This window comes from Hymenobacter sediminis, from assembly GCF_003231285.1.
Lineage (GTDB): Bacteria > Bacteroidota > Bacteroidia > Cytophagales > Hymenobacteraceae > Hymenobacter > Hymenobacter sediminis.
In genome coordinates this window covers 122652-146148 of record NZ_QKNS01000005.1, presented here as the reverse complement: position 1 = coordinate 146148, position 23497 = coordinate 122652, and the positions used below count along the sequence as shown (strand labels likewise).

At 56.8% G+C, this 23497-nt stretch carries 23 protein-coding genes; 11 read left to right on the top strand and 12 right to left on the bottom strand.

Annotated elements, in window-relative coordinates; genetic code table 11:
- Positions 1-115: 115 nt before the first annotated feature.
- From DNI29_RS14530 to DNI29_RS14515, 4 genes are all read right to left on the bottom strand, one after another.
- Positions 116-784: an SOS response-associated peptidase gene (locus DNI29_RS14530; protein WP_110978849.1), complete on the bottom strand. Its 669-nt coding sequence runs from the start codon at positions 782-784 to the stop codon at positions 116-118.
- Between the two features lie 136 nt (positions 785-920).
- Positions 921-3104 carry an Ig-like domain-containing protein gene (locus DNI29_RS14525; RefSeq protein WP_110978848.1) on the bottom strand — a complete coding sequence of 728 codons (2184 nt, stop codon included), beginning with the start codon at positions 3102-3104 and terminating at the stop codon, positions 921-923.
- Positions 3105-3831: 727 nt separating this feature from the next.
- Positions 3832-4929 (bottom strand): sensor histidine kinase, encoded by a 1098-nt coding sequence (locus DNI29_RS14520; protein ID WP_110978847.1) that lies wholly within the window; start codon positions 4927-4929, stop codon positions 3832-3834.
- 138 nt (positions 4930-5067) lie between these two features.
- Positions 5068-6039 carry a cation diffusion facilitator family transporter gene (locus DNI29_RS14515; RefSeq protein WP_110978846.1) on the bottom strand — a complete coding sequence of 324 codons (972 nt, stop codon included), beginning with the start codon at positions 6037-6039 and terminating at the stop codon, positions 5068-5070.
- A gap of 227 nt (positions 6040-6266) precedes the next feature.
- Here DNI29_RS14515 and DNI29_RS14510 point away from each other — a divergent pair, with 227 nt between their 5' ends.
- The gene (locus tag DNI29_RS14510) at positions 6267-7202 is read left to right on the top strand and encodes an SMP-30/gluconolactonase/LRE family protein (protein WP_110978845.1); all 936 of its coding nucleotides are present in this window, start codon (positions 6267-6269) and stop codon (positions 7200-7202) included.
- 22 nt (positions 7203-7224) lie between these two features.
- Here DNI29_RS14510 and DNI29_RS14505 read toward each other — a convergent pair whose 3' ends face one another.
- Together DNI29_RS14505 and DNI29_RS14500 are read right to left on the bottom strand one after the other, a co-directional pair.
- Positions 7225-7626, bottom strand: a complete 402-nt coding sequence (locus DNI29_RS14505; RefSeq protein ID WP_110978844.1) for a hypothetical protein — start codon at positions 7624-7626, stop codon at positions 7225-7227.
- Positions 7627-7809: 183 nt separating this feature from the next.
- The gene (locus DNI29_RS14500) at positions 7810-8367 is read right to left on the bottom strand and encodes a helix-turn-helix domain-containing protein (RefSeq protein WP_110978843.1); all 558 of its coding nucleotides are present in this window, start codon (positions 8365-8367) and stop codon (positions 7810-7812) included.
- Between the two features lie 586 nt (positions 8368-8953).
- On the opposite strand from DNI29_RS14500, the gene DNI29_RS14495 reads away from it, so the two are divergent.
- Positions 8954-9403, top strand: a complete 450-nt coding sequence (locus DNI29_RS14495) for a carboxypeptidase-like regulatory domain-containing protein (protein ID WP_110978842.1) — start codon at positions 8954-8956, stop codon at positions 9401-9403.
- A 253-nt stretch (positions 9404-9656) separates the two neighbouring features.
- Entirely contained in the window at positions 9657-10043 is a 387-nt protein-coding gene (locus DNI29_RS14490) for a hypothetical protein (protein ID WP_110978841.1), read from the top strand.
- A 117-nt stretch (positions 10044-10160) separates the two neighbouring features.
- On the opposite strand, the gene DNI29_RS14485 is transcribed toward DNI29_RS14490, so the two are convergent.
- Positions 10161-11144 (bottom strand): GlxA family transcriptional regulator, encoded by a 984-nt coding sequence (locus tag DNI29_RS14485; protein ID WP_110978840.1) that lies wholly within the window; start codon positions 11142-11144, stop codon positions 10161-10163.
- A 192-nt stretch (positions 11145-11336) separates the two neighbouring features.
- Here DNI29_RS14485 and DNI29_RS14480 point away from each other — a divergent pair, with 192 nt between their 5' ends.
- From DNI29_RS14480 to DNI29_RS14460, 5 genes are all read left to right on the top strand, one after another.
- A complete protein-coding gene (locus tag DNI29_RS14480; RefSeq protein WP_202910469.1) occupies positions 11337-11759 on the top strand; it encodes a VOC family protein in 423 nt (140 codons plus the stop codon).
- 48 nt (positions 11760-11807) lie between these two features.
- Positions 11808-12206, top strand: a complete 399-nt coding sequence (locus DNI29_RS14475) for a DoxX family protein (RefSeq protein WP_110978839.1) — start codon at positions 11808-11810, stop codon at positions 12204-12206.
- A 39-nt stretch (positions 12207-12245) separates the two neighbouring features.
- Positions 12246-12803, top strand: a complete 558-nt coding sequence (locus DNI29_RS14470) for a dihydrofolate reductase family protein (protein WP_110978838.1) — start codon at positions 12246-12248, stop codon at positions 12801-12803.
- A 68-nt stretch (positions 12804-12871) separates the two neighbouring features.
- The gene (locus tag DNI29_RS14465) at positions 12872-13096 is read left to right on the top strand and encodes a hypothetical protein (protein ID WP_110978837.1); all 225 of its coding nucleotides are present in this window, start codon (positions 12872-12874) and stop codon (positions 13094-13096) included.
- 147 nt (positions 13097-13243) lie between these two features.
- Positions 13244-13771 (top strand): inorganic diphosphatase, encoded by a 528-nt coding sequence (locus DNI29_RS14460; protein ID WP_110979104.1) that lies wholly within the window; start codon positions 13244-13246, stop codon positions 13769-13771.
- Between the two features lie 164 nt (positions 13772-13935).
- On the opposite strand, the gene DNI29_RS14455 is transcribed toward DNI29_RS14460, so the two are convergent.
- Together DNI29_RS14455 and ettA are read right to left on the bottom strand one after the other, a co-directional pair.
- Complete coding sequence (locus DNI29_RS14455; RefSeq protein WP_123823260.1) at positions 13936-14901, bottom strand: HNH endonuclease; 966 nt, start codon at positions 14899-14901, stop codon at positions 13936-13938.
- A gap of 128 nt (positions 14902-15029) precedes the next feature.
- Positions 15030-16697 (bottom strand): energy-dependent translational throttle protein EttA, encoded by a 1668-nt coding sequence (gene ettA / locus DNI29_RS14450; protein WP_110978835.1) that lies wholly within the window; start codon positions 16695-16697, stop codon positions 15030-15032.
- 426 nt (positions 16698-17123) lie between these two features.
- Between ettA and DNI29_RS14445 the strand changes: the two genes are divergently transcribed.
- The 3 genes from DNI29_RS14445 (at position 17124) to DNI29_RS14435 (ending at position 19625) form a co-directional block, all read left to right on the top strand.
- Complete coding sequence (locus tag DNI29_RS14445; RefSeq protein WP_110979103.1) at positions 17124-18431, top strand: DUF349 domain-containing protein; 1308 nt, start codon at positions 17124-17126, stop codon at positions 18429-18431.
- A gap of 141 nt (positions 18432-18572) precedes the next feature.
- Positions 18573-18794, top strand: a complete 222-nt coding sequence (locus tag DNI29_RS14440; protein WP_019948259.1) for a DUF2795 domain-containing protein — start codon at positions 18573-18575, stop codon at positions 18792-18794.
- A gap of 87 nt (positions 18795-18881) precedes the next feature.
- On the top strand, positions 18882-19625 hold the full coding sequence (locus DNI29_RS14435) for an ABC transporter ATP-binding protein (protein WP_238388099.1): 744 nt from the start codon (positions 18882-18884) through the stop codon (positions 19623-19625).
- A gap of 17 nt (positions 19626-19642) precedes the next feature.
- On the opposite strand, the gene DNI29_RS14430 is transcribed toward DNI29_RS14435, so the two are convergent.
- The 3 genes from DNI29_RS14430 to DNI29_RS14420 all read right to left on the bottom strand — a co-directional run bounded on the left by DNI29_RS14430 (position 19643) and on the right by DNI29_RS14420 (position 23397).
- On the bottom strand, positions 19643-20851 hold the full coding sequence (locus tag DNI29_RS14430) for a lycopene cyclase family protein (protein WP_162303619.1): 1209 nt from the start codon (positions 20849-20851) through the stop codon (positions 19643-19645).
- Positions 20852-21027: 176 nt separating this feature from the next.
- Positions 21028-21891: an LOG family protein gene (locus tag DNI29_RS14425; RefSeq protein WP_110978833.1), complete on the bottom strand. Its 864-nt coding sequence runs from the start codon at positions 21889-21891 to the stop codon at positions 21028-21030.
- Positions 21892-22134: 243 nt separating this feature from the next.
- Positions 22135-23397, bottom strand: a complete 1263-nt coding sequence (locus DNI29_RS14420) for an ABC transporter permease (RefSeq protein ID WP_110978832.1) — start codon at positions 23395-23397, stop codon at positions 22135-22137.
- Between the last annotated feature and the right edge of the window lie 100 nt (positions 23398-23497).

The window sequence follows — 23497 nt, the reverse complement described above, 5'->3', positions numbered from 1 at the left end:
TTGGTTTGGGAAGCTATTCCAGAAAAAGCGGCGGCCACCGGTGCTTCCTTACGAGCGAGCACTGCGCCGAAAAGAGGTATTCCGCTCTTAGTATCCTGAACTAGCTGCCCTCACGCTAGGCAGCTGGTGCTAGCACAGCTGGTTCGTTGTGCGCCGGCGAGTTTACTAGAGTACTAACCATATATTCGCGCATACTTTCCGCCGCGTGTGGGCGCAGGAGTGCTTGGTGTTCCGGTACGCTCAAGCTGTCATCAAGCCACGCCAACTCCGCAGCCCGGTCTGGTAGTAGCACCGGCATACGATTATGAATGCTGGCCATCAGGCTATTCGGTTCCGTGGTGATGATGGTAAAGGAAGGTAGCACTTCACCCGTCTGGCGGTCAAGCCACTCGTCCCAAAGGCCTGCAAATGCAAAAGGCTCTTCTGAATTCAGTAGCATCCGGTGGGGTACTTTGCCACTGGCTGTTGCTTGCCACTCGTAAAAGCTGTCGGCCAGCACCAGAGCGCGGCGGCGCTGGAGCAGTGTCCGGAAAGAAGGCTTATCAGCTAAGGTTTCGGCGCGGGCGTTGATGGGCTTTGGAGCTTTCTGCACCTCGCGCACCCATCCTGGTACCAGCCCCCATTGCAGGAGCTGAATGCGGCCGGGCTCGGTGTTCAGGATAACGGGCAGGTGCTGGGAAGGTGCTGCGTTATAGGAAGGCCCGGCAGATGTGCCGGCGAAAGTGGCCTCAAAACGAGCTTCCAGCGCAGGAGCAGGCGAAGTAATAGTGTAGCGGCCGCACATAAGCATGAGTGGGTTGGTAAAGTCTGTTCTACGCAGTTTCGCACTTGTCAGCCACAAAAAAGCCCCCGACCGCCATAGGGCAGCCGGGGGCTTTTTGCGTTCTAACAGTCCTGAGTAGTCAGGCTTCAGCCGAGGCTTACTGCTGCACCAGGGGTAGGCTTGTAACGCCTTGGGCACCTTTCACCTGCACGATGTAGGTGCCAGGGCGCAGCCCGCCTATGGCCAGCGGATTACGGTGAGCTCCTTCAGCAGTAGTTTCCCAAACTACCCGGCCCACTACATCGCGCACCTGCACAGCATACGAGCCAGCCGGCAGGCCCGACAAATCCAGGGTTGGAGCGGGGGAGGATTGCTGATGCGGATTGGGGTAGAGCGTGGCAGGAGCGACTATATTACGTGAAGTGAAGCGCACAGTCTGCACGCTGCTGTAGTGCGCCTGGCCATCCGTATCAACCTGGCGGAGTCGGTAATAAAGCACCCCGTTTGCGTTACGGCCAGCGCCAGCATCAAGGTATTGGTAAGAGGTAGGCCGGGTGGTTGTGCCCTGAGCTTGCACACGGGTTACCAGTTCAAAATCTTTGCCGGTGCGGGAACGCTCTACCTCAAACCGGCTGCTATTGTACTCTAAAGCCGTATTCCAGTTGAGCATCACATCGGCATCGGCGGCTACAGCCGTGAAGCGTACCAACTCTACGGGTAGCGGCGCGCCTACTCCAGTGGTTACGGAGCTGATGTTGTTGGTAGTTTCCGGGTCCGGCACGTCCGACCACACTTCCGCCTGGCTGACCAGATTAGTCATATCCTTGGTGGGTAATGTTACGGTTACGGCATTCAGTACGGCGGGGTCAGCGGCGGTCAGGGAAGCAATTGTCGCAAACGTGACTTTACCCGTAGCTGCATCGTAAGTACCACCGCTGGTAGGAGCCACGGAAGCCATCGGCAAATTGGCGGGCAACTGAATAAAAGGAACCGTGTTCAGTGCCGTTAGGCTGCCCTGGTTGGTAGTGGCCACGGTGTAGGTAACCTTTTGTCCACCATTGGCAGTCTTTGGTCCGGTAAGGGTAGCCTTCAAATCGGCGCCTCGCACGGTTACGTTGATGTTGGCCGGGCTGGAGGCATATTCATCCCCTAGCACGGAGCGCATGGTGTAGAGCGCCGAAACACGCCCCGCAAAGGTGCCCAGCGGCGTGAACGTAACCAGCCCAGTTTCATCTACACTAAATGTTCCTTTGCCCGGCACCTCCAGTGTACTTTGCAGACCCGTGGTAGCAGGGTCAAGGTCAACGGAATTGGGGTCGATGGAGCTGCCGGGCGCTACATCGTTAGCTAGCACAGAAACTTCAACTGCGCGGTTATAAGCCGTTTCAGCGACATCGTCGGAGGCAAAGGGCACCTGCACGATATTCAGGTTCCGAATCTCGTGAATGTTGGTGTTACCGCCTGTAGAACCTGAGAAGCCCAACCGCAGCTTGGCCGGTGGCGTGGGTACTACAAAGTTCTCTACCGTCGTCCGGACCTCAAGGCCGTGCTGAATACGCACCGTAATGCGGTAGGTCGTCGTTTCCCCTACCGTGGTAGGCACTACGTCGATGTAGGCCCGACGGTAGTCGGCACTGCCGCTTTGAGCGCGCGCCGTGGGTACGTCGAGGGAGAAGCCCAGGTCTCCGGGGTTCGTACCGGTTAGGAAGGGGTAATCGGTAGCAGCCGAGCCATTGCCCGCGCCGCGGATTGCTACTCCATCGGGCACCCTACCGTCAGTGTTCAGTGCGGCGTTGCCGCCCGAACGCCCTTCTCGGTTGTTTGAATAGTTACCGAACTCGTCGATACCAATTCCGATGTAGCCACTTGATACCCCAGGAGCTATCGGATCGACTGTTTTTTGGGCGTAACCCAAGGAGCCCCCCGTGGCACCAATTCGGAAGCCAGAGGAGGGCTGCTTGTCGGCATCAACCAGGAAAACGCTGAATCCATCGGCACCGTCGCCGCCGTAGGAGAAGAACTCAAAGGAAATTGAAAAGCCTGCTGATGATGGAAAGCCCACGTTATCAATAACGTAGCCAGCCTGGTGGTTAACATCATCAGTCAGGCGCAGGTAGCCTTGGCCTACCGGGTCATTGCCGGTGGTACCTACGCCCGTGAGACGAGCAGCTCCCCCGAAAGTGAAATTGGAGGCAGAGTTTCCTTTGAAGGTTTCGTTGCGCGGGAAAGCGGGTGGAGCCGTTTGGGCCAAAGCCGGCACTGCTGCTGCGCTGCAAAGCAGTAATAGCCCACGGCGGAAGGATGCAGGGTTTACAATTGTACTGGTAAACAGTGTTTTCATAGAGCTATACTGAAGAGGTAGTAAAGAAACGCAAGCACGTACGCAACGCCGAAGAAAGCCCTACTACCCTTTACCACCAATAGCCTATGCAACTAGCTTATATAAATAATTATATTTTAACTTAATTTTCACAATGTTGTGATGCTACAACACAAAATGCTTATATTATTAAATCAGCATCGATACAATTTTTTATAAATCAGACTGATATGATCTACACCCAATGTCTCTATTAGGTTTTAACCCATGTATGAACATACAAATTTACACTCAATCATCTGCATCGGGTACCAGACTAGTGCAATTTTATGACTTTCCCCAGACGTAGGATGTACGGTAGCAAATAGAAACTACTACGCAGTACACATCACGGCGACGCACAAGGCAGAGCTTCGAGTATTCGTGTACAGTACACCACCTTTCTAAACATTGTCGCCCCGCTTGTATCCGATGATTAGCCGCTATTCTGGTTTGTGTCACAGCAATAGTCAACTCGCTGAAACGCCTGAGCCGGCTACGGCCGCCCTCGACTCTGGAAAAGCTGACGCGAATTGCGTGGACAGAGACTAGCTGGGGCAGGCTACCCCACCATCAAAGGCAGTTCAGGAAAATGAGCAGCTCATTTTTCGTCTGTAGCCACCGCAGGCTCTACCCCTCTTCTATGATAGAAGGCTTAATAGAGTAGTAAAATGGTCACGTTGATGACTGCTGTTAGCCAGCCGGTAGACTATGCAGGCTCTTGGCGGGGTAGGGAAATGAAGAAGGTAGTACCCTGATTTTCTTGGCTTTCAAACCAGATCCGACCTCCGTGCAGCTCCACAATGGTTTTGATGATGGACATGCCTAAGCCCGAAGTTTTTTCGCCGCGCAGGCCAGGGCGCCGGGCCGGCGTAAACCGCTCAAACAACCGACTTTGCGACGTTGCTGGAATACCAATACCGGTGTCCTGAACGGTTATCAACACCTCGGCGCCCTGGTCTTGGAGACCAACGTGAATGCGGCCACCATCGGGGGTAAACTTGATGGAGTTGCTGAGCAGGTTATTTATTACCTGCATAAACTTGTTGCGGTCGAGGTGGAGGTAGCAGGTTTCTGGCCCGCTAAAGGAAAAGTGCTTGTCAATATCCGCTTCCGACTTTTTGAACTCCTCTACTATTTCCCGAAGCTCCTGACTTAGGTCGGCCCGCTCCAGCTTTATATCCACGTTCGAGGACTCCAGAAACTCATTGTCAACAAAGTCCCGAATCAGGTTTACGCTGTCTTGGCAGGTAGTCTGCATGGACTGCAGCAGTTCGGAGAGCTGGGTATCCTGCAGGCTTTCAATTCGCTCCCCTACGTAGCCGGCTACCTGCTTAATCATGATGAATGGTCCCGCCAAATCATGCGACAGAATTTCAAGGGTCGTGTTCTTCTTCTTGTTGTAGCGGTCAGCGTTATCCATGTACTCGCGGGCACGAGTAGTATCCTGCACGGTGCCGCTGAGGTAAGTGTGGCCAGGGCCCTGCTCAACGCGCCCTGCCGTGACGCACAGCCACTGGGGCCGACCGGCCGGGCCAGGCGTAGGCATTAGGCGCAGCTCTACATCTTCTACAAAGCGGCCATTGCGTAAGTGGTTGAAGCGGGCTGCTGCATATTCCTGGTCGTCGGGGTGGAGGCGAGCCAGCAAGCTGGGTAAGTCCTGGTTAACGTTTTCCGGCGGCAGGTCCAGCACACTTTCGTAAGCAGAACTCACGTACACCACCTCCCTGGCCTCCAGATGGTACACAAAATACAGTAGCTGACCACGGTCAGCCAGCGGGCGAAAAAGGGAGGCAAAATCTAGCATAGCGGCTTCATTAGAACCATCTTCATACGCAACCTTGCAAGCGGCGTTTTCAGCCCATACCTACTGAAGCAGATCGGATACCTACTGGGGGCCGAAGAGTATAACAGCGGCGCCACTCCCTCTACCCCCTGAAGCTGCCTAAACCGCAGTTACGGGCTGGGCCTGCTCTGGGTGCGACGGGGTCATGGGTTCTATGAATAAGTGCTGAATGTCGGTGTATTGGGCCTGAACAGCTGCTTGCAGACGTTCAATGGCTTGGCTTAGCTCTATAGCAGGTAGCTGGGGCTGAAACTCTACGCGCAGCACCAGCAAAATATCATGCGGGCTGAGGTAGGATGAGAGCGGCGTGGCCGTGCTCACTACCGCCGCATCAGCCTGCACCAACTGAGTTACCTGCTCCAGTAGCGCCGCTTCGGCGGGCTCACCCAGCAGTAGGCTTTTGTTTTCGCGCAGCAGCAGGCCGGCCACTATCACCAAAATCACCCCAATCAGCAGGGAGGCTACCCCATCGAGGTAAGGGTTCTGCAGCTGATGCCCCAGAAACACCCCCAGGAAGGCCACCAGTAGCCCCAGCAAATCGGCGGCATCCTCGAAGAGCACCACAAAAACTGAAGGGTCTTTGCTACCCCGGAACGCGGCCCAGAACCGGCGCTGCCCTCGGTGGGCGTTGAACGTGCGCCGGGCCACCAGAAACGAGGCCCCATCGAAGAGAAATGCCACTCCTAATACCACGTAGTTCCAGGTGGGCTCGCCGGGCGGCACCGGGTGGCGCAGGTGCTCAATGCCTTCGTACATGGAAATGCCGCCTCCAATGGCGAAGATGCAGATGGAGACTATAAACGACCAGAAATATAGCTCCTTACCATAGCCGAAGGGCCGCTTTTCTGACGCTGGTCGCTGGCTCTGGCGCAGCCCTAGCAGCAGCAACCACTCATTGGCCGTATCTACCACCGAGTGAATGCCCTCGGCTACCATGGCGGAGCTGCCCGTGAAGGCCGCCGCCACAAACTTGATGATGGCAATGGCCAGATTAGCCCCCAGCGCCGCCACAATGGCTACTTTGGAAGAAGGCGGCTCAGCGGGAGTAGCAGGAACAGGAGTAGTACGCACGGGATAAGCAGGTTAGAAAGCGGAATAAGCAGGCACACAGGAAGCAGGAATAGCACTACTACGGGCTAAACGCAAGCCATGGCTACCCCACGTTCACTCTCCCGCAGGGGCTTTATGTGCTACTGTGCAGCTGTCTGATGGCCATTCCGTACTATTACCACGTACCAGAGGGGTAGCTCGTTTTGCTTTCGTTTGCTTCTCTGGTTTGTCTTTATTCTTTGTCTGGCATGAAGTACCGTTCCATTCTGTATCTGGCGCTGCTTGGCACCGCTGGCGCCACCGCTTTTCTGCTGTTCCCTCGGCCTGCCCATTCGCAAGGTGCATTGCGTGGTGCCGTTAGCGCTCCAGGCACCACGCCCAAACTGGTAGCCCGGCAGTTTAAGTTCACAGAAGGCCCAGCCGTAGACAAGGCAGGGAACGTGTTCTTCACCGATCAGCCCAACAATAAAATCTGGAAGTACAGCACCGATGGCAAGCTGTCGGTTTTTCTGGAGAAAGCCGGGCGTGCCAACGGCATGTACTTCGATAAGAAAGGCAATCTGCTGGCCTGCGCCGACGAGGAAAATCAGCTTTGGTCCATCAGCCCGCGGGGCAAGGCCACAGTGCTGCTGCGCGATGTGCAGGGTCACCGCCTCAATGGCCCCAACGACCTCTGGATTCACCCGGCCACAGAAGGTATCTACTTCACGGACCCCTACTACCAGCGCGACTACTGGACCCGCACCGCCCCCGATCCGGGGCTGGGCGGCCAGAAGCTGTACTACCTCCCAAAGGGCCAGCAGCAACCCGTGGTGGTGGATGATCAGCTACAGAAGCCTAACGGTATCATTGGTACTCCCGATGGCAAAACCTTGTACGTAGCCGACATTGAGGCCAATAAAACTTACCGCTACCAAATTGGTCCGCAGGGTGAGCTAACCGACCGCCAACTGTTTGTGGCCCAGGGCTCCGATGGCATGACCCTGGACAGCGAAGGTAACGTGTACCTCACAGGCAAAGGGGTACTGGTGTACAACCCCGCCGGGCAGCAGATTGAGCACATTCCTATTCCGGAAGAGTGGACCGGCAACGTCTGTTTTGCGGGGCCTGATCGGCGCACGTTGTTTATTACTGCTTCCGAAGGCGTGTACACCCTCCCGATGCGAGTAAAGGGCGCGCAATAGCCCTAACCTGTCGGCCCTCTTTCTAGCGAACAGCTTGCCGCTGCAGCCAGAGGTAGGCCGAGGCTACATCGTCGAAGGTGCTCACCACTGGGCGCTGAATGGCCAGTAGCGTAGCTTCGGTAGCCTGACGGGCCTCAAAGTTGCGTGGGAAAACCCAGGCAATGTACTGCAGCCCGGCGCGCATCATTTCCTCTAGCCACCACGCGCCCCACAGGCTTAGTTGCACCGTAGTGCGAGTAATGTTGGAATTATCGTTCAGGATTTTGTGGCAGGGCCGGTTTCGCAGCGCATCCAGCATGAGCAGGCAGGCCGCCTGCGACGAATCTTGGTCATGCTCGCCCTGCCAGTCCACGTACAGCCACTGATTATCCGAATCATAGCCAATAACAATACCGGGCGTTTCGATAAGGGGATGAATCTGCATGTGATGCGAATAAGAGAGGGTAGAAGTGCTAACAACGGTTCAGTGCGCACTAAAATTACAAGACCGCTCCGGGCAAATTACATCCCCTGCTTCTGCCTCTGTCCTGACAGATTTCAGTCCGAAGCGGAAGCAAATTAGAGAGCCCTTCGGTAGCCCCTACCCCACCAAGGCGCGGCAAAGCCACTACATGGGCAAGTCGGTGGCGCGGGCCAGGCGCAGGGCTGCCTGGCCCGCCTCATATTCCAGGGCCTCGATGCGCAGCTCCAGCAAGATTTGGGCGGCCGGGTCGCTGCGTTTCAGTTCTTCTGTTGCTTCGGTTTCTCGTGCTTTCAGCCAAGCCTGGTCGGTGGTAGCCTCAGTTGCCAGGGTTTGAGGCGAAAGCAGGGGTAGGAGTTCCAGCACAACGGCTTGGTGCTGGGCTGCCTGCGCCCGCAGCTGTGCCAGCTCCTGCCGAAGCTGAGCTGCCTGCCGACTACACTCCCGCAAGCGGTGCTGTAAGGCCTCGCGGCTGGCGCTGTCTAGGTTAGTAGTGACAGCCGCCGGGCTGGGAGTAGGAGAGCTCAAAAGGTCGGTAAGCGGCTGCAGTTTGGCCCACGCAGCGGCCGTGAGCGTGCGTTTGCCCTGCTCCGCCATGGATACTTGAGCGCGGGAAACCGAAAGATATTCCGCTAATTGCGCTTGCGATAAGCCATAGCGGGTGCGCAGCGTTTGCAGCAGGAGAGAAGGAGTACCAGAAGCCATAGTCCTGCAACGGTAACCGCTACATTTTGTGTCACTTTTTATCTAATTATATTAATTGACACACATGTATGTCATGCATTGCATATTTGCTTTATATCGACACAAGACATTCTTCTGGTTCCGGGCAAAGCTTGCTTACAGCTGATTAGCTGGAAATAAAAAAGCCACTGCCTGAAGCAGTGGCTTTTTCCGTCGCATTGACCGGCAAATGTCATTCATCCACCCTACTCCTTTTGCCGGCGGTCAACACTTCGCGGTACGAGCCTTCCTTTCCATAAACCCTACGCGCGCTGGTTAATTACTAAGTCAAAGGTAAGGCGGCCCTTTGTGCCCTCGCTGGCCTACTAGGCCAATAGGCCTTCATTACCAGCCAATAGCGTCTTCTGCCCGATGAAAAGGTTAACGCATAAGCTCAATTGACGAGCCGCAGAATTGCCAGGCTAATTACCAAGCTTAGATTACTTCCGAAAGAAGCCTTGCTGTGGCATGCAATATTTTGCATTAATCCAACTCTCATTTAACTATATTCGGTTTATAGCGTTAAAGGCTGCACGTTGTAATATCCCACCCTTGCTGCTTCTGCCTTATGCGTCGTTCCTTACTACTTGCTTCAATTTCCGCTTTGTTCGCGCTGCCTTTTGCTACGAACGCCCAGAGTTCCCGGCCGGCTACCCGTCCCTCGTCTGAGCGCATTGCTATGGCTGCACCAGCCGCTGCTACTGCTCCTGCACGACTGGCGTGCTCCGGCAAATTTGTCGGGCAGGTTCTCACGGCTGCTGGCAAGCCTCTCACCGGGGCTACCGTGCTGGTAGATGGTAGCCGATTTCCCGTCATCACCAATTCCGAAGGCCGCTATATTATTGAGGAGCCCGTGTACCGGGGCCAGGTGATACACATTGCCGCCGCGGGCTACGTAGAGCGCGATGTTACGCTGACCACTTGTGAAAGCCCGATAGTAGAGCTGGAATTGGCGGAGGGCACGCGCATCAAGCGCACAGGTAAGCGGGCTGGCCAAATTGTGCGTTTGGGTCAGTAGAACGGTAATAGCCTCCAGAAGCAGGTCTACGCAATACCTCGCCCTACCCCCTTATAACTTTTAAAGCCGCCTCCGGGCGGCTTTTTTCTTTTCGGTGCTATGCTAAGCTACAGGAGAAAATACGCGGGATGTAGCTGAACTATACGCAAGAGGTTCTGCCGCTTCGGCAACTAGAGGCATCCAACTACCTGTAAGACAAGCCGTATAGCTTAAGCATTACCTCACTTATCATCACCCTCACGCCTCCTACCCCATGAGCCAGAACGAGCATAACCGCACCCAGGCCCAGGCCGCCAACGATGGCACCGATACGCCCCGCCCCGAAAACGCCCACGGGGTAGGCGGCCAGCAGCAAGGCGCCGCTACCCAAACCACCGACAAGCCCAACGATACCAGCGGTCGGCATGGGGGCAACCACGGCAACGATGGCGGCGCCACCACCCGCGACGCTAAAGGCAGCAGCCACCGCGGCGACGAGCCCAATGCCGAATCCAACAACACCGGCGGGGGCGACGACAACCAGGGCAAGCATCATACCCAGCACAACACCAAGGACCAAACCAGCTACGGCACCGGCAACGCCGTGCCCAGCTCGGCCAACGATGGCGGCAAAATAGACGACGCAAATAACGCGAGCTAACGCCTACCCCCTACCACAACCGATAACGCCAAAGCCTCCGTACGCATCGTACGGAGGCTTTTGTATGCGGACCTATGGGCTTCATAAGCTGGCAGGCTAAGCAGCACCCCCGATGGCTTACGCGGGAACGGCTGCCTCGCGCTGGTACTTGCTCCGGTACTGCTTCGGCGACAGGCCCGTAATGCGCTTAAAGGTGAGGCGGAAAGCTTTGGGGTCGGTGTAGCCCACGTTGTACATTACCTCCGTTACGTTCTCGCGCGAGGACTCCAAGCTGCTTTTGGCCACCTCCATCTTCACCCGCTGAATGTACTCGACCACCGAGTTGGAGGTAGCTTTCTTGAACCGGCGCTCCAGGTTGCGACGCCCCAGGGCCAGCATAGACGCCAACTGGTCCACGGTTATTTTTTCGCGGTAGTTGGTTTCAATGTAGGTCTGGGCCTTTTTGATGGGTTCGTCTTCGTGTTCTTTCTGACCATTGAACACCACAAAGGCCGACTGACTGACCCGTTCCATATCAATCTGGAATACTTTGGCACAGAACACAGCCATTTCCCGGTTCACGTACTTCTCAATGAGATAGAGCACCAAGTTGAGGTAGGAAAAAGCGCCTCCGCTGGAGTAAATGCCGTGCTCGTCCGTGATAACCCGGTCCTCCAGCAGCTCTACCTCCGGAAACATACGGCGGAAATCGGGGGCAGCGGCCCAATGGGTGGTGCACTGACGGCCGGTTATCAGGCCCGTAGCGGCCAGCAGGAAAGCTCCCACACACAGGCTGGCTACCTCGGCCCCTTCTCGGTACTGCTTTACTATCCAGGGCAGAAACGCCTGATTGTTTTCCAGCGCCTGCGCCAAGTCGCCATCCACGGCCGGGATAATCACTAAGTCAGTGTTAGTAACCTCTGGCAGGAGCGCATCGGGGGCTACGGTGTAGCGGCCGCCGCACACCGCAGTGGCGTGGTCGAGGCCTACCAGCTGAATGGCAAACAACGCCGGCTTGCCCATACGCTGTAGCAGGGCATTCACTTCCGAAAACACCAGTCGGGGACCCTCAATGCTCCCCAGAATAGCGCCCTTGGGCACCAGAATGGATATGTGTTTCATGGCGTAACGCTTTCGTGATACGATGTCGCAATTAACCCCGAATTAGTCGGAATTGCCCCGCTATATACCAACGCACTAATACTAATTTTGTTGGCACCAAGTAACAAAAAAGCGGGCATTAATACTACTCATGTTAGCTCAGCTTAAAGCCCTGTTCCTCTGCCATCTTTTCCACTTTCATTTCATCTGTATATGAACATGCCCATGCTCACTCCCTACCTCTGTTTCGATGGTACCTGTCAGGAAGCCATGACTTTTTATCAGCAATGCCTGGGCGGCGAACTGATGGTGCAACACTTCGCGGGCACGCCAGCCGCCGAGCACGTAGCCCCCGAAGCCCAAAACGGCGTGCTTCATTCCGTGCTCAGCACCGACCGATTTACCCTAATGGCCTCCGATGCGGGCATGCAGAAAATCACGAAAGGCAACATGGTGTCCTTGTCCCTCGACTGCAAAAGTGAGGAGGAAATTACGCGCTACTTTACGGTCCTCTCAGAGGGCGGCACCGTGACCATGCCCCTGGCCGATACCTTCTGGGGCGCCCTTTTTGGCATGTTCACCGATCGGTTCGGCATTGACTGGATGGTGAACTACGACAAGCCAGCTCAGTCCTGACGCTACTACCCCTACTACCCCACTAAACCCGCGCGAAGCGCCACCGCTATGAAAAAGACTAACATATTCTACTGGATTTCTACCGGCCTGCTGGCCGCCCTGATGCTGATGTCGGGCATTTCGAACGTGATGGTAGACGCCGCGTCCGTGGAAGCCTTCCGCCACCTGGGCTATCCGGTGTATTTGCTTCCCTTTCTTGGTATTGCCAAGCTGCTGGGGGTAGCGGCCATTCTGGTGCCGGGCTTTCCGCGCCTGCGGGAGTGGGCCTACGCCGGCTTCGTATTCGACTTAAGCGGGGCTATGTACTCGCTGATTTCGGTGGGCGAACCGGCCAGCGTGTGGCTGCCCATGACAATTGGCTTCCTGCTGATTGCGGCTTCCTACCAGCTTAACCGCCGGCGGGCAGAAGCTACCGATGCAGCCCCAGCTACGCCCAGCATTGCCTGATTTGCTGGTTTTTCCTACCCCCTGTTATTTGCTAGAGCCATGAGAAAAGTAGTGGTGGCCATGTACCTGACGCTGGATGGCGTTATGGAAAACCCGGCCTGGACAACCCCTTATTTTGATGAGGAAGTAGCGCAGGCGCAGCATGCCTTGCTTTTTGCCAGCGACGCGCTGCTGCTGGGCCGCGTCACGTACCAGGGCTTTGCCACCGCTTGGCCCACCATGCAGGATGAGCAGGGCTTTGCTGACCGTATGAACGCGCTACCCAAGTATGTAGCCTCCACTACCTTGAATACGCTGGAGTGGAATGCCACCCTGCTGCAGGGCGATGTTCCTACCGCCGTGTCGGAGCTGAAGCAGCAACCAGGCCAGCAGCTCTTGGTGTACGGCAGCGGTGAGCTGGTTCGTACGCTGCTAGCCCACGACCTCATTGATGAGTATCGGCTCATGGTACACCCGCTGGTGCTGGGCAGCGGCCAGAAGCTGTTTACCGACGGCGACGCTGCGACCACGCTGCAACTGGTAGCCAGCACGGCTACGGCTTCGGGAGTGCTTCTGCTCACGTATCGGCCCGCCCCCAAAGCTATCCGGGGGATCTAACTCAGGAGCTATGGCCGCAGCCTTGCTCACTTCTTTTTTAACTTCCTCCTAACCAGCCTGCCTTTGCTATGGTAGAAGTTTTTAAAACCAATGTGACTGCCCGGCGGCATGCCCAACGTCTGCTGACTCGGATTCATAAAACCTTCCGGCACTACCGGGCCAACTTCGACCTGGAAGACTGCGACCGAATTCTGCGGGTAGAAAACAGTGCCGGTCTAGTGCATCCAGTTGGCCTGATTAGCCTGCTGCAGGAAGCCGGTTTTCAGGCCGAAGTGCTTCCCGAAGATGCGTAACTCAACTGCTCCTAATGAGCCGCGCCACCGATGCCAGCAGCTTATCAGGAGCCTAACAGCGTGGTCCCGGGCCTCTGCTTCCTTAACCCCGACTATAACGCTACCCCTCCCCCGGGCCGTAAGCAGGATGAACCTTGCACTCCGCTCATGCCCACTCCCCTCGATAAGTTGCCGGCCCACGCGGCCCACTCCCGCACCCATGTGCACGTAGTAGTAGAAACGCCCAAGGGCGAACGAAATAAAGTGGCCTACGAGCCCGACCTGGGCGTGTTCATGCTGAAAGGCGTGCTGCCCGAGGGCCACAGTTTCCCCTACGACTTTGGCTTTATCCCTTCAACCAAAGCTGAAGACGGCGACCCGCTCGATGTGCTCTTGCTGCTGGATGCGCCCACTTTTGCCGGCTGTGTGGTAGAAGCCCGCCTCATTGGGGCCCTGGAAATTGAACAGCTGGAGGATGACGGCTCCCGCGTCCGCAACGACCGGCTGCTGGCCGTAGCTGCCAACTCGCGCCAGCACAAAGGCCTGCACGAAATCACGGACCTCTCCCGGGAAATGCTCCACGAAATAGAGCACTTTTTCGGCTCCTACAACTCCGTGAAAGGCGGCGAGATTACCGTGCTGCACCGGGTAGGTTCCAAAAAGGCCCACGCTTTATTGGGGCAGGCGCTGGTGTAAGAGGACTTACTGACCTTAAATAGAACGTCATGTCGAGCTAGTCGAGACATCTTGCGTGCTGACGTTGAGCTACTATCACAACATCAGCACGCAAGATGTCTCGACTAGCTCGACATGACGTTCTATTTGGGCGTTACCAACAAAATTCACTACCCCCTTCTACCTCAGCAAACCTCCCGCTTCGCGCGCAGATTTTCCAGCCGTGGCCACCATGCCCGTTCCGTGGGCAACTGTAGGCACTGGCCTTCAAACTGTAGGATACCGTAGGCGGCCCCGGCAGCTTCGGCAAAGCCCGTGCTGCACCGCACAGTATACTGCTCATCTATCCAAAAGAGGTGCCGATCAAAGGCCCGGTGCAGGTTGGGGCACAGCGCCAAGCCGTTGCCGATGGTATCGTCGTGGGTAAGGGCCCAGGGCACAATGTGGCAGGCATCCAGCAGCGGATTAAGCGCCGCCGTGTTCGTGCTGACCAGCTTCAGGCCTGATATGGCGCAGGTATGGTCGTAGGCTTCCAGCACCACGCGCTTAAACAGTCCGCTCCGCACGGCTGCATCCAGCTCATCGGTAGCGGCGGCTAGGGGTGCGTAGGTGGCGGCGGGCTCCTCCAGCATCTGCCGCCGGAGCTGCTGCACGGCCTCGGTGCCAGCGCGGGGCTGGTACCGGAAGCGCGTCTGCGGGAAGTAGCGGCGCAGCAGGGCCTGGCGCAGCTCCTCGCGGGCCACTGGCTCCTGCAGCAGCGCCCACAGAGCGGCATCAAGGGTAGCATACTCCACGGTTTCGCGCAGACTCCGCAGGCTTTTCACGGAGCGTGAAGCCGTCAGCACCATCTCCATACCGGGCAGGGTGCGCAGGTGCCAGAATCCGTCGCCGGTGAGGTGGTAAAAGGGTAGGGAAAAGTCGTTGGCCCGAAATAGCGCTGAGGTGCTCAGGTCGTGGCAGAGGCTGCGGAAGGCGGCCAGCAGTTCCGGAGTAATATAAATGCGGTTGTCCCGAATGCTGCCGTCTTCAATGCCATCGAGCACAGCCAGTAGCAGAGCAGGCTTGTACGGGGCCTCGCCGTGCTGGCGGCTGCGCGCCACCCGCAAGTGGGTAAAGCGGTGTAAGTAGATATCAGGTATGGATTTTGGCACGATTGACCTAGCAGCAGATTCTCTGCTTAATTATAAGACGTAAGCGGAAGCAATAAGCATCAAAAAAATCCCCACCTGCAACCAAGTGGGGATTTTCTGTGCTAAAAGGCAACGCTTTTTGTCAAATGCTACCCTAGGCTCCGGTACCGAACCCGCTTGGGCTCCACGTCGCCGAGGCGCTTGCGCTTGGCTTCTTCGTAGTCGGAGAAGTTGCCTTCAAACCACACTACCTGCGAGTCGCCCTCGAAGGCCAGGATGTGGGTAGCGAGGCGGTCGAGGAACCACCGGTCGTGGCTGATGATAACGGCGCACCCGGCGAAGTTCTCCAGGGCGTCTTCCAGGGCCCGGATGGCATTCACGTCCAGGTCGTTGGTGGGCTCGTCGAGCAGTAGCAGGTTGGCGCCCTGCTTGAGGGTAGTAGCCAGGTGCACGCGGTTCCGCTCCCCACCCGACAGGCTGCCAACTTTCTTTTCCTGGTCGCCGCCGCGAAAGTTGAAGTTGCTCACGTAGGCGCGGGAGTTCACCTGCCGGCCGGCCAGCAGCATGGTTTCCGTGCCGCCCGAAATAGTCTCGAATACCGACTTGTTGGGGTCCAGGGTATCGTGCTGCTGGTCCACGTAGGCGGTTTGCACCGTGGGGCCCACCACGAATGTACCGGCATCGGGCTGCACCTGGTCGGTGATGAGGCGGAAAAGGGTGGTTTTACCGGCGCCGTTCGGGCCGATGATGCCCACAATACCGCCCTGGGGCAAGTTGAACGAGAGGTTCTCGAACAGCAGCTTGTCGCCGAAGGCTTTGGTTAGCCCCTCAGCCTCAATTACCTGGGCGCCCAGGCGCGGACCGTCCGGAATGAACAGCTCCAGCTTCTGCTCTTTCTCGCGGGAGTCCTCGTTTACTAGCTTGTCGTAGCCGGCGAGGCGGGCCTTGCTCTTGGCCTGGCGGGCTTTCGGGGCCATACGCACCCACTCCAGCTCGCGCTGCAGCGTTTTCTGGCGCTTGCTCTCGGTTTTCTCTTCCTGGGCCAGGCGCGAAGCTTTCTGCTCCAGCCAGCTGCTGTAGTTGCCCTTCCACGGAATACCCTCGCCGCGGTCCAGCTCCAGAATCCAGCCAGCCACGTTATCGAGGAAGTACCGGTCGTGGGTTACGGCAATTACGGTGCCTTTGTACTGCTGCAGGTGCTGCTCCAGCCACAGCACGCTCTCGGCATCCAGGTGGTTGGTCGGTTCGTCCAGCAGCAGCACGTCGGGCTCTTGCAGGAGTAGGCGGCACAGGGCCACGCGGCGCTTTTCCCCGCCCGAGAGGTTGCCGATGATGGCATCGGCCGGGGGCGTGCGCAGGGCGTCCATGGCGCGCTCCAGCTTGCTGTCGAGGTTCCAGGCGTCGAGCTGGTCGAGGCGCTCCTGCACGGTACCCTGGCGCTCCAGCAGCTTGTCGAAGTCGGCGTCCTCGGCCCCGAAAGCCTCGTTGATCTCATCGAATTCCTTCAGCAGAGCCACGGTTTCGGCGGTGCCTTCTTGCACTACTTCCAGTACTGTTTTGGTCGGGTCAAGTTGAGGCTCCTGCTCCAGATAGCCCACTGAGTAGCCCGGCGACCATACCACGTCGCCCTGAATCTGCTTGTCTACCCCGGCAATAATCTTGAGCAAGGAAGACTTACCCGAGCCGTTAAGGCCGAGTACGCCGATTTTGGCCCCGTAGAAAAACGAGAGGTAGATGTTTTTAAGAACCTGCTTCTGGGGAGGGAAGATCTTGCTTACCCCCGCCATGGAGAAAATAATGGTGGGTTGGTCGCTCATAGTGGAGTTAGGAAAGTGCGGAATCAAGTGGGCCGAAGCCCTTACGTACTGAGGTAAAGAGGTTAATTGAGCCGTAGGGCCATGGCGGGGTAGCTTGCTAGTTCAGCGGAGGTTTCTATTTTGCGCAGCAATACGGCAGCGGGCCGTATCGGCAGCCCAGTCCGGCAAGGGCCTAGCTGCCTTCTACATTTCACGCGTAATAACCACACTCGCTGTCCGTTCGTAGCTTCTCCCGCGAGTAGCTACTACCCCAGCTCCAGCCGTTAACCTCTGCGTTGGCAGCCGGAATGCCAAAGGTAGGCAGCTCGCGCAAACATTCCGCAGCCAGGGCCAGGCGGCGGAATTACCCGACAACTTGTAAACTTGTACAGCTTTTTGGCCTCAACTCCCGACCTCTCCACCTATTCGCTCCCCCGCTATCTGATTATGGAACAACAAGACCACTTGCTGGCCGAAGCCCGCCGTTATGGCTACATCGAGGGCGACCAGGTGTGGCTTCGCCCCTTATTGGATCTGCCCGCCCGCCAGGTTGGGCAGGTGAAGGAATCCGCTGATGCTTCCCTGATTTATTTCGCCCAACGCTTTAATCTCTTTCGCACTAAGGTAGAAGACCTACTCCAGAAGATTGAGGAGTCGGACAACAAAGGCTCCTTCCTGATGAAGGCCCTGCACCTGAAGGAACAGGTAGCCTCCTACGATGCTCTCGGCGACTTCGAGAGCCTGCACCGCCGCCTGACGGAGGCCGAAGAATCCATTAAGGTTACCATTAACCGCAACCGTGAGAAGAACCTGGCCACTAAAATCAGCCTGATTCAGGAAGCGGAATCCCTGCACGACACCATTGACTGGCAGGGGGGTAGCGAGAAGCTGAAAGACCTGCGCCAAGGCTGGATCAAGACCGGCCCCGTGGAGAAGCACCTCACCGACGAGCTGGAAACCCGCTTTCAGGCTGCTGTGGATGCTTTCTTCGCCCGTAAGAAGGAGTTCCTGGCCGAGAAGAAGGCCATGACCAACCGGGTATATGACCGGTACAAAGAACTGATTCACAAATCCGAAGCCCTACAGAACTCCACCGAGTTCGAGGACACTACCCGCAAGCTCAAGCAGCTGCAGCAGGAGTGGAAGGAAATTGACGGCACCCTACCCCGCAAGCAGGCCAACGACCTCTGGACGCGGTTCCGGGCGGCGCACAACCACTTCTTTGAGCGCCTGAAGGTGCACATTGAAAGCAAGCGCAACGAACCGGCTGCAGCAGGCGGGGGCGAGGACAACCTCAGCCGCAAGCGCGCCCTGGTGGCCGAAGCGCAGGCCCTGCTGAATCAGCCTATGTCGCAGGCCGTGGCCCGCGCCAAGGAACTGCAGGCGGCCTGGAAAAAGGTAGGCCCCGTGCGCGGCGAAGAATCCGACAGGGTATGGGAGCAGTTTATTCTGGCCTGCGACAAAGTGTTCGAAATGAGTGCCCTGGAGCACTACATCCGCAAGCGCCAGCCCGCCGGCCCCGATGCCTCCTCGCCCCGCGACCAAGCCAACCTGCGCATTCAGGCCCTGCGCGACTTCATCAAATTTGACAAGCAGGAGCAGGAAGTGCTGGAAGAAAACCTGGGCAAGCTCAACGACTCGCCGGGCAATGAGGCCTTCCGCACCATGCTACAGGGCAAAATCCGGGCGTTCGAGCGGAAAATCCGGACCAAGAATGAGCTGATTGCTATGTTTCAGCAGCGCATTACGAGTTAGCCCAACTTTCCCGTGTATTTTACGTTGTCGTCAGCAAAATGCAACCCTGGGTCGGTAAAGGTGTCATGCCTGAGCCACCGGCCAGATTTTTGCTGATGGACCTTTACCTTTCGACCACTTTTTTTAGTAGCACACACGACTATGTACTGGACTCTGGAACTTGCTTCGTATCTGGAAGATGCCCCCTGGCCTGCCACCAAGGATGAGCTCATCGATTACTCTATCCGCTCAGGCGCCCCGATGGAGGTAGTAGAAAACCTGCAGGCTCTGGAAGACGACGGTCAGCCTTACGAGAACATTGAAGAAGTATGGCCGGACTACCCGACCAAGGAGGACTTCATGTTCAACGAAGACGAGTACTAGTAGACCTTGGACTGTCAGGGCTTAGAACTCAGACCACGTTTTTGCTTTCTAGTGGTTGAATCCTCTATGAAAAAGGTCTAGGTTTTCATGTCTGACATTTCAGTTCTAACGATTGACAACCTGATTGCGGGGTATGGACAGCGCGTCCTGCTCCGCAATTTGCGTTTTACGGTGCCGGAGCCAGCCTTTGTGGCCATTGTAGGGCACAACGGTTGCGGCAAAACCACCCTCTTCCGGGCCCTAACGGGTCAGATACCCTACCAAGGCTCGGTGCAGGTACTGGGCCAAGAGCTACGTACCGTGCCCCGGCCAGCGGCCAGTGGCCTGCTGGCTCACCTACCCCAGCGGGGTAGCGTGGAGTTTTCTATTCCGGTGCGCGAGTTGGTGGTCATGGGTCGTTTCCGCCACCACTGTTTCCTGGGCGCTTACACAGCTTCAGACTATGCTCTGGCTGATGCAGCTCTGGTACACGTAGGTGCTGCGCACCTAGCTGACCAGGATTTTACGGTGCTGTCGGGCGGAGAGCAGCAGTTGGTGTGGCTGGCCCAGCTGAGCCTGCAGGATGCCCGCCTTTACCTCCTCGATGAGCCTACCCAGCAGCTTGACGTGTACTACCGTCGTCGCGTCTTCGACCTGCTGCACTCCTGGGTCACGGAGCAGCAGAAAACCATCCTCTGCATCACCCACGACCTCGACAATCTGGCGGGGCTGCCTGGTTTTCTACTTAACCTCTCTGCCCCTACCCCTGTCCTGGAGCCTCTAACCTACGCTACCGTTCGGGCCGCCCGTGAATACCTGGAAAGCGAAGAAAGCCTAGCGAGAAGGCGGTGATGAAATAATTCGCTTACTTATTCAGCTTCTTCCCGCTTTCCTGGCCGGCCGCGTAGCACATGCCAGATGGAGCGCAAGAAGGGCCACGGAGTCACGGAGTTCATGATCTGAAAGTTTTCCACCCAGGTGGTGCGCTCGTCCAGAAAATCAAAGATGCGCTCCACCGGGTTTTTCCGAAACATGTCGGCGAAGATGTCGCGCGTGATTTCGCCACGGCGCTGCATAATATCCAGCAGCAGGGTATCAAACAGCCGGAACTGCCACCTGTCGCCGTTAAGGTTCCGGGGAGGGTGACCGGTAGCTGCCAAACCTTCTACGAGCCGCGCCGAGTGGACCTGAATGCGCTTAAAGGCATAGCCGGTGCTGGGCTTGGCCCGCCCGGCTCTAACGCCCAAGTGAATGATTCCTGGCCCGTTGCGCGAGGGCAGAGGGTGGTCCGTCATCGGAATAGCTCCTACTTCCTCGGCCGTTATCTGAAACGCGTTTACCCCCAGCTGCTCCCGCAGGTAGCGCCGGATTTCGGTTTCGTATTCAGCCTTTGGCAACACCTGCCCCGAAAAGAGTGTGTATTCTACCAGGGCTCGGCGCTTACTGAAGGGTAGCACATACATGAAGCGGGGCTCCTGGTGCTGCTCCCCCCGAAAGTCCATAAACTCCTGCGTCGTAGGATCAAATACGTCGTGGTTCGTTTCCACTTCCCAGCCTACAAAGTGCTGTAGCAGGTAGCGGTGTTTGTGGGGTTGCTGCAACTCCCGCAGTTCCGGCGGGCGGCTATCGAAGGCATAGTGTCCGGTGAACTGCTCCCCGGTTGTGGTGGTGGCGCGCACCCCGCCCGCTGGCAGGTTTTCGAGGGTAGCGACGGGGGCAGCTACCCGGGTAAACTGCGGGTTGTTCGCCAAGGCTGCGTGCACGAACTGATAAAAATCCAGCCCCCGAATCATCTTATACCGATGGCGCTGCAGCGAAAACACCCGCTCGAACTGGGGGCTCCGAAAGGCCAGTTGCTGCCACTCGTGCGCTACAATCCCATCAAAGAGCATAGGCTCATCCGTCCAGAACGACCAGGTGCGGTCGTTTTGGTTCTTTGCCTCCGGTTCCAGCAGCAGCACCCGCTTAGAGGCTAGCCGCGGCTCCTGGCTGATGTGGTAGGCTAGGCTTAAGCCCGCCGCGCCACCACCCACAATCAGGTAATCGTACTCAGGTAGTGAAACAGGTTTCTCGGGCACCACGGCAGCAGGGAATAAGTGTGCGGGGAACAGAGCCGCAACTAGTAAACAAAGGAACATGAAAAAGGCCGCTTCCCGGAGGAGCGGCCTTCATCAGTGGCTTAGCAGGAGCTCTGGCTGCCGGAGCAGACGTCATCCGCATCCGTACAGTCCAAAAAACCTGTCTGAATCCGTGATTAGAAGTTGGGCGAGAGCAGGTATTTGCTGTAGAAATCATCAATGATTTTCACCGCCGACTCAGCGTCATCAACCAGCTGCACCAGGTTCATGTCCTCGGGCGAAATGTTGTGCTCGTCTTCCAGCATTACCTGCTGAATCCAGTCGAACATGCCCTGCCAGTAGCGCGTGCCCACCAATACAATGGGGAAGCGGCCGATTTTCTTGGTCTGGATAAGGGTAATAGCTTCAAACAGCTCATCCAAGGTGCCGAAACCGCCCGGCATGCCAATGAAGCCCTGGGCGTATTTCACGAACATTACCTTCCGCACAAAGAAGTAGTCGAAGTTAATCACCTTGTCGGGGTCGATGTAGGCGTTGTGGAACTGCTCGAAGGGCAGCTCAATGTTCAGGCCCACCGACTTACCGCCTTCTTTATGAGCGCCTTTGTTGCCGGCCTCCATGATGCCGGGGCCGCCGCCGGTAATCACGCCGTAGCCGTGGCGCACCAGCTTGGCCGCAATTTCCTCGGCCATCTGGTAGTAAGGATTATCGGGCTTGGTGCGGGCCGAGCCAAAGATGGACACGCAAGGCCCAATCTTGGTCATTTTCTCGAAGCCCTCTACAAACTCCGCCATTACCTTGAAGATCTGCCAGGAGTCGGCAATCTTGATTTCGTTCCAGTCCTTGTCTACGAAGGCTTTGCGGATGCGCTGCTCATCGTCGAGCTGCACGGTCCGCTCGCCGTGCGTTTGCTCGCGGATATCACTGATGGTCTTAACCTTATTGTCGTTGACGTTGGGCTGGACGATGGTTTGGCCGCTACCGGCATTCAGAACCTGATCGGCCGCTTTGGTCCGGCTGGTTTTTTTGAGCTTCGACATAATAAGCTACGCTAAAAATGGGCGCGGAGAGCCGGCTGGGCCGTAGGCTGCCGACCAAGGTGGGAATGAATCCGGGCCCGGGTAAAAAAATTAAGAAAAGGGCAAAAAGAAAGCCGCCCCACGGAAGGAAGGGCGACCCAAGGTAGTGGCTGGCAAGTTAACAATTTGTTAACATTACGCTACCTTTTTGGAGCAAAGACAGATGCATCAGCCCGCAGTAAGCCTAGCCGATTGAACCGCAGGCTATTTAGCTCGGATGGCAATAACTGGGTCCAGATTGGCGGCTAGCACCGCCGGGATAATACCGGCCAACACCCCAATCACCACCGACACAATCAGTCCCAATGAGATATTGCTCCAGGACAAGAGCAAGGGTAGGGTTTCTTGTGGGATTAGTGTGATCAGCCACACCAAGAAAATACCGGCCGCTCCGCCTAGCAGGCACAGGAATACGGCTTCGAACAGAAACTGAAACAGCACAAAGTAGTTTTTGGCGCCCAAGGACTTCTGAATCCCGATGATATTAGTGCGCTCCTTTACCGACACAAACATGATGTTGGCGATGCCGAAGCCGCCTACCAGCATGGCAAAAGAGCCGATGACCGCACCTGCTACCCCAATCACCGAGAACAGCTTCCCGATGATATTGGCAAACATTTCGGGGCGGTTCAGGGCAAAGTTGTCTTCCTCGCGGGGGCGCAGGCTGCGGATGTTGCGCATTAGCCCCCGCATTTCCGACTCCAGATCCAAAAGCCCTTCGTCTTCCTCCTTGCCCTTCACAGCAATGGTAGGCGTAATGCCGAAGCCGTTGCCGGTACTCAAGGTGAATATTTTGGTAAAGGCCCCGAAGGGAATTACCACGTTATTGTCGTTGCTGGGCGTGTCAATCAGCTTTTTGCCTTCTTTCTGCACTACCCCAATTACTGTGAAGCGCTGGCCTTTCGCTTTGAACTCGCGCCCTACGGCCGTGCTGTTCGGGAATAAGTTGGAAGCTATATCAGCCCCAATAATAGCCACGTTTCGTGCCGACTCTACCTCGCGCTGGGTGAAATAGCGGCCCTCGGCAATGGGTAGGTCCGAAACGTTGCGGAAGTCGTAGCTCACGCCCTGCAGGGCAATGCTTTCCATGCTGTTATTGCCGGCCCGCAGCGTATTGCCGCCGGCAGTGGCAAACACCGCTACCCCCCGGTTATTGTCGCTTAGGCTCTTACGCAGGGCGTTGTACTCGCGCACCGTGGGCACCGGCCGCCCGAAGTACTTCCACCAGGGGTAGTCGGGCTGGTCGAAAGTCCAGGGCATCTTCATCACGTAAATCACCTTGTCGCCCACAAAGCTCATACTCTGGCGTACGTTGGCCTCTAAGGAATCAACGACGGTGAATACGGCAATGATGGCGAAGATACCGACCGTTACTCCCAACAAGGAAAGAATGGTGCGCAGAAGGTTGGATTTCAGGGCTTGCCACGCAAAGCGGAAACTCTCCAAGGTTAAACGCAGCGCTTTCATGCAGGTAGGGTATTCGGCGAAGGGCGTAGCAAGGGCAATAAGCAGATTTCGGACGAAAAGTAACGATTTATTCGACGCGAGTCCGTACTTTTGCGGTTCG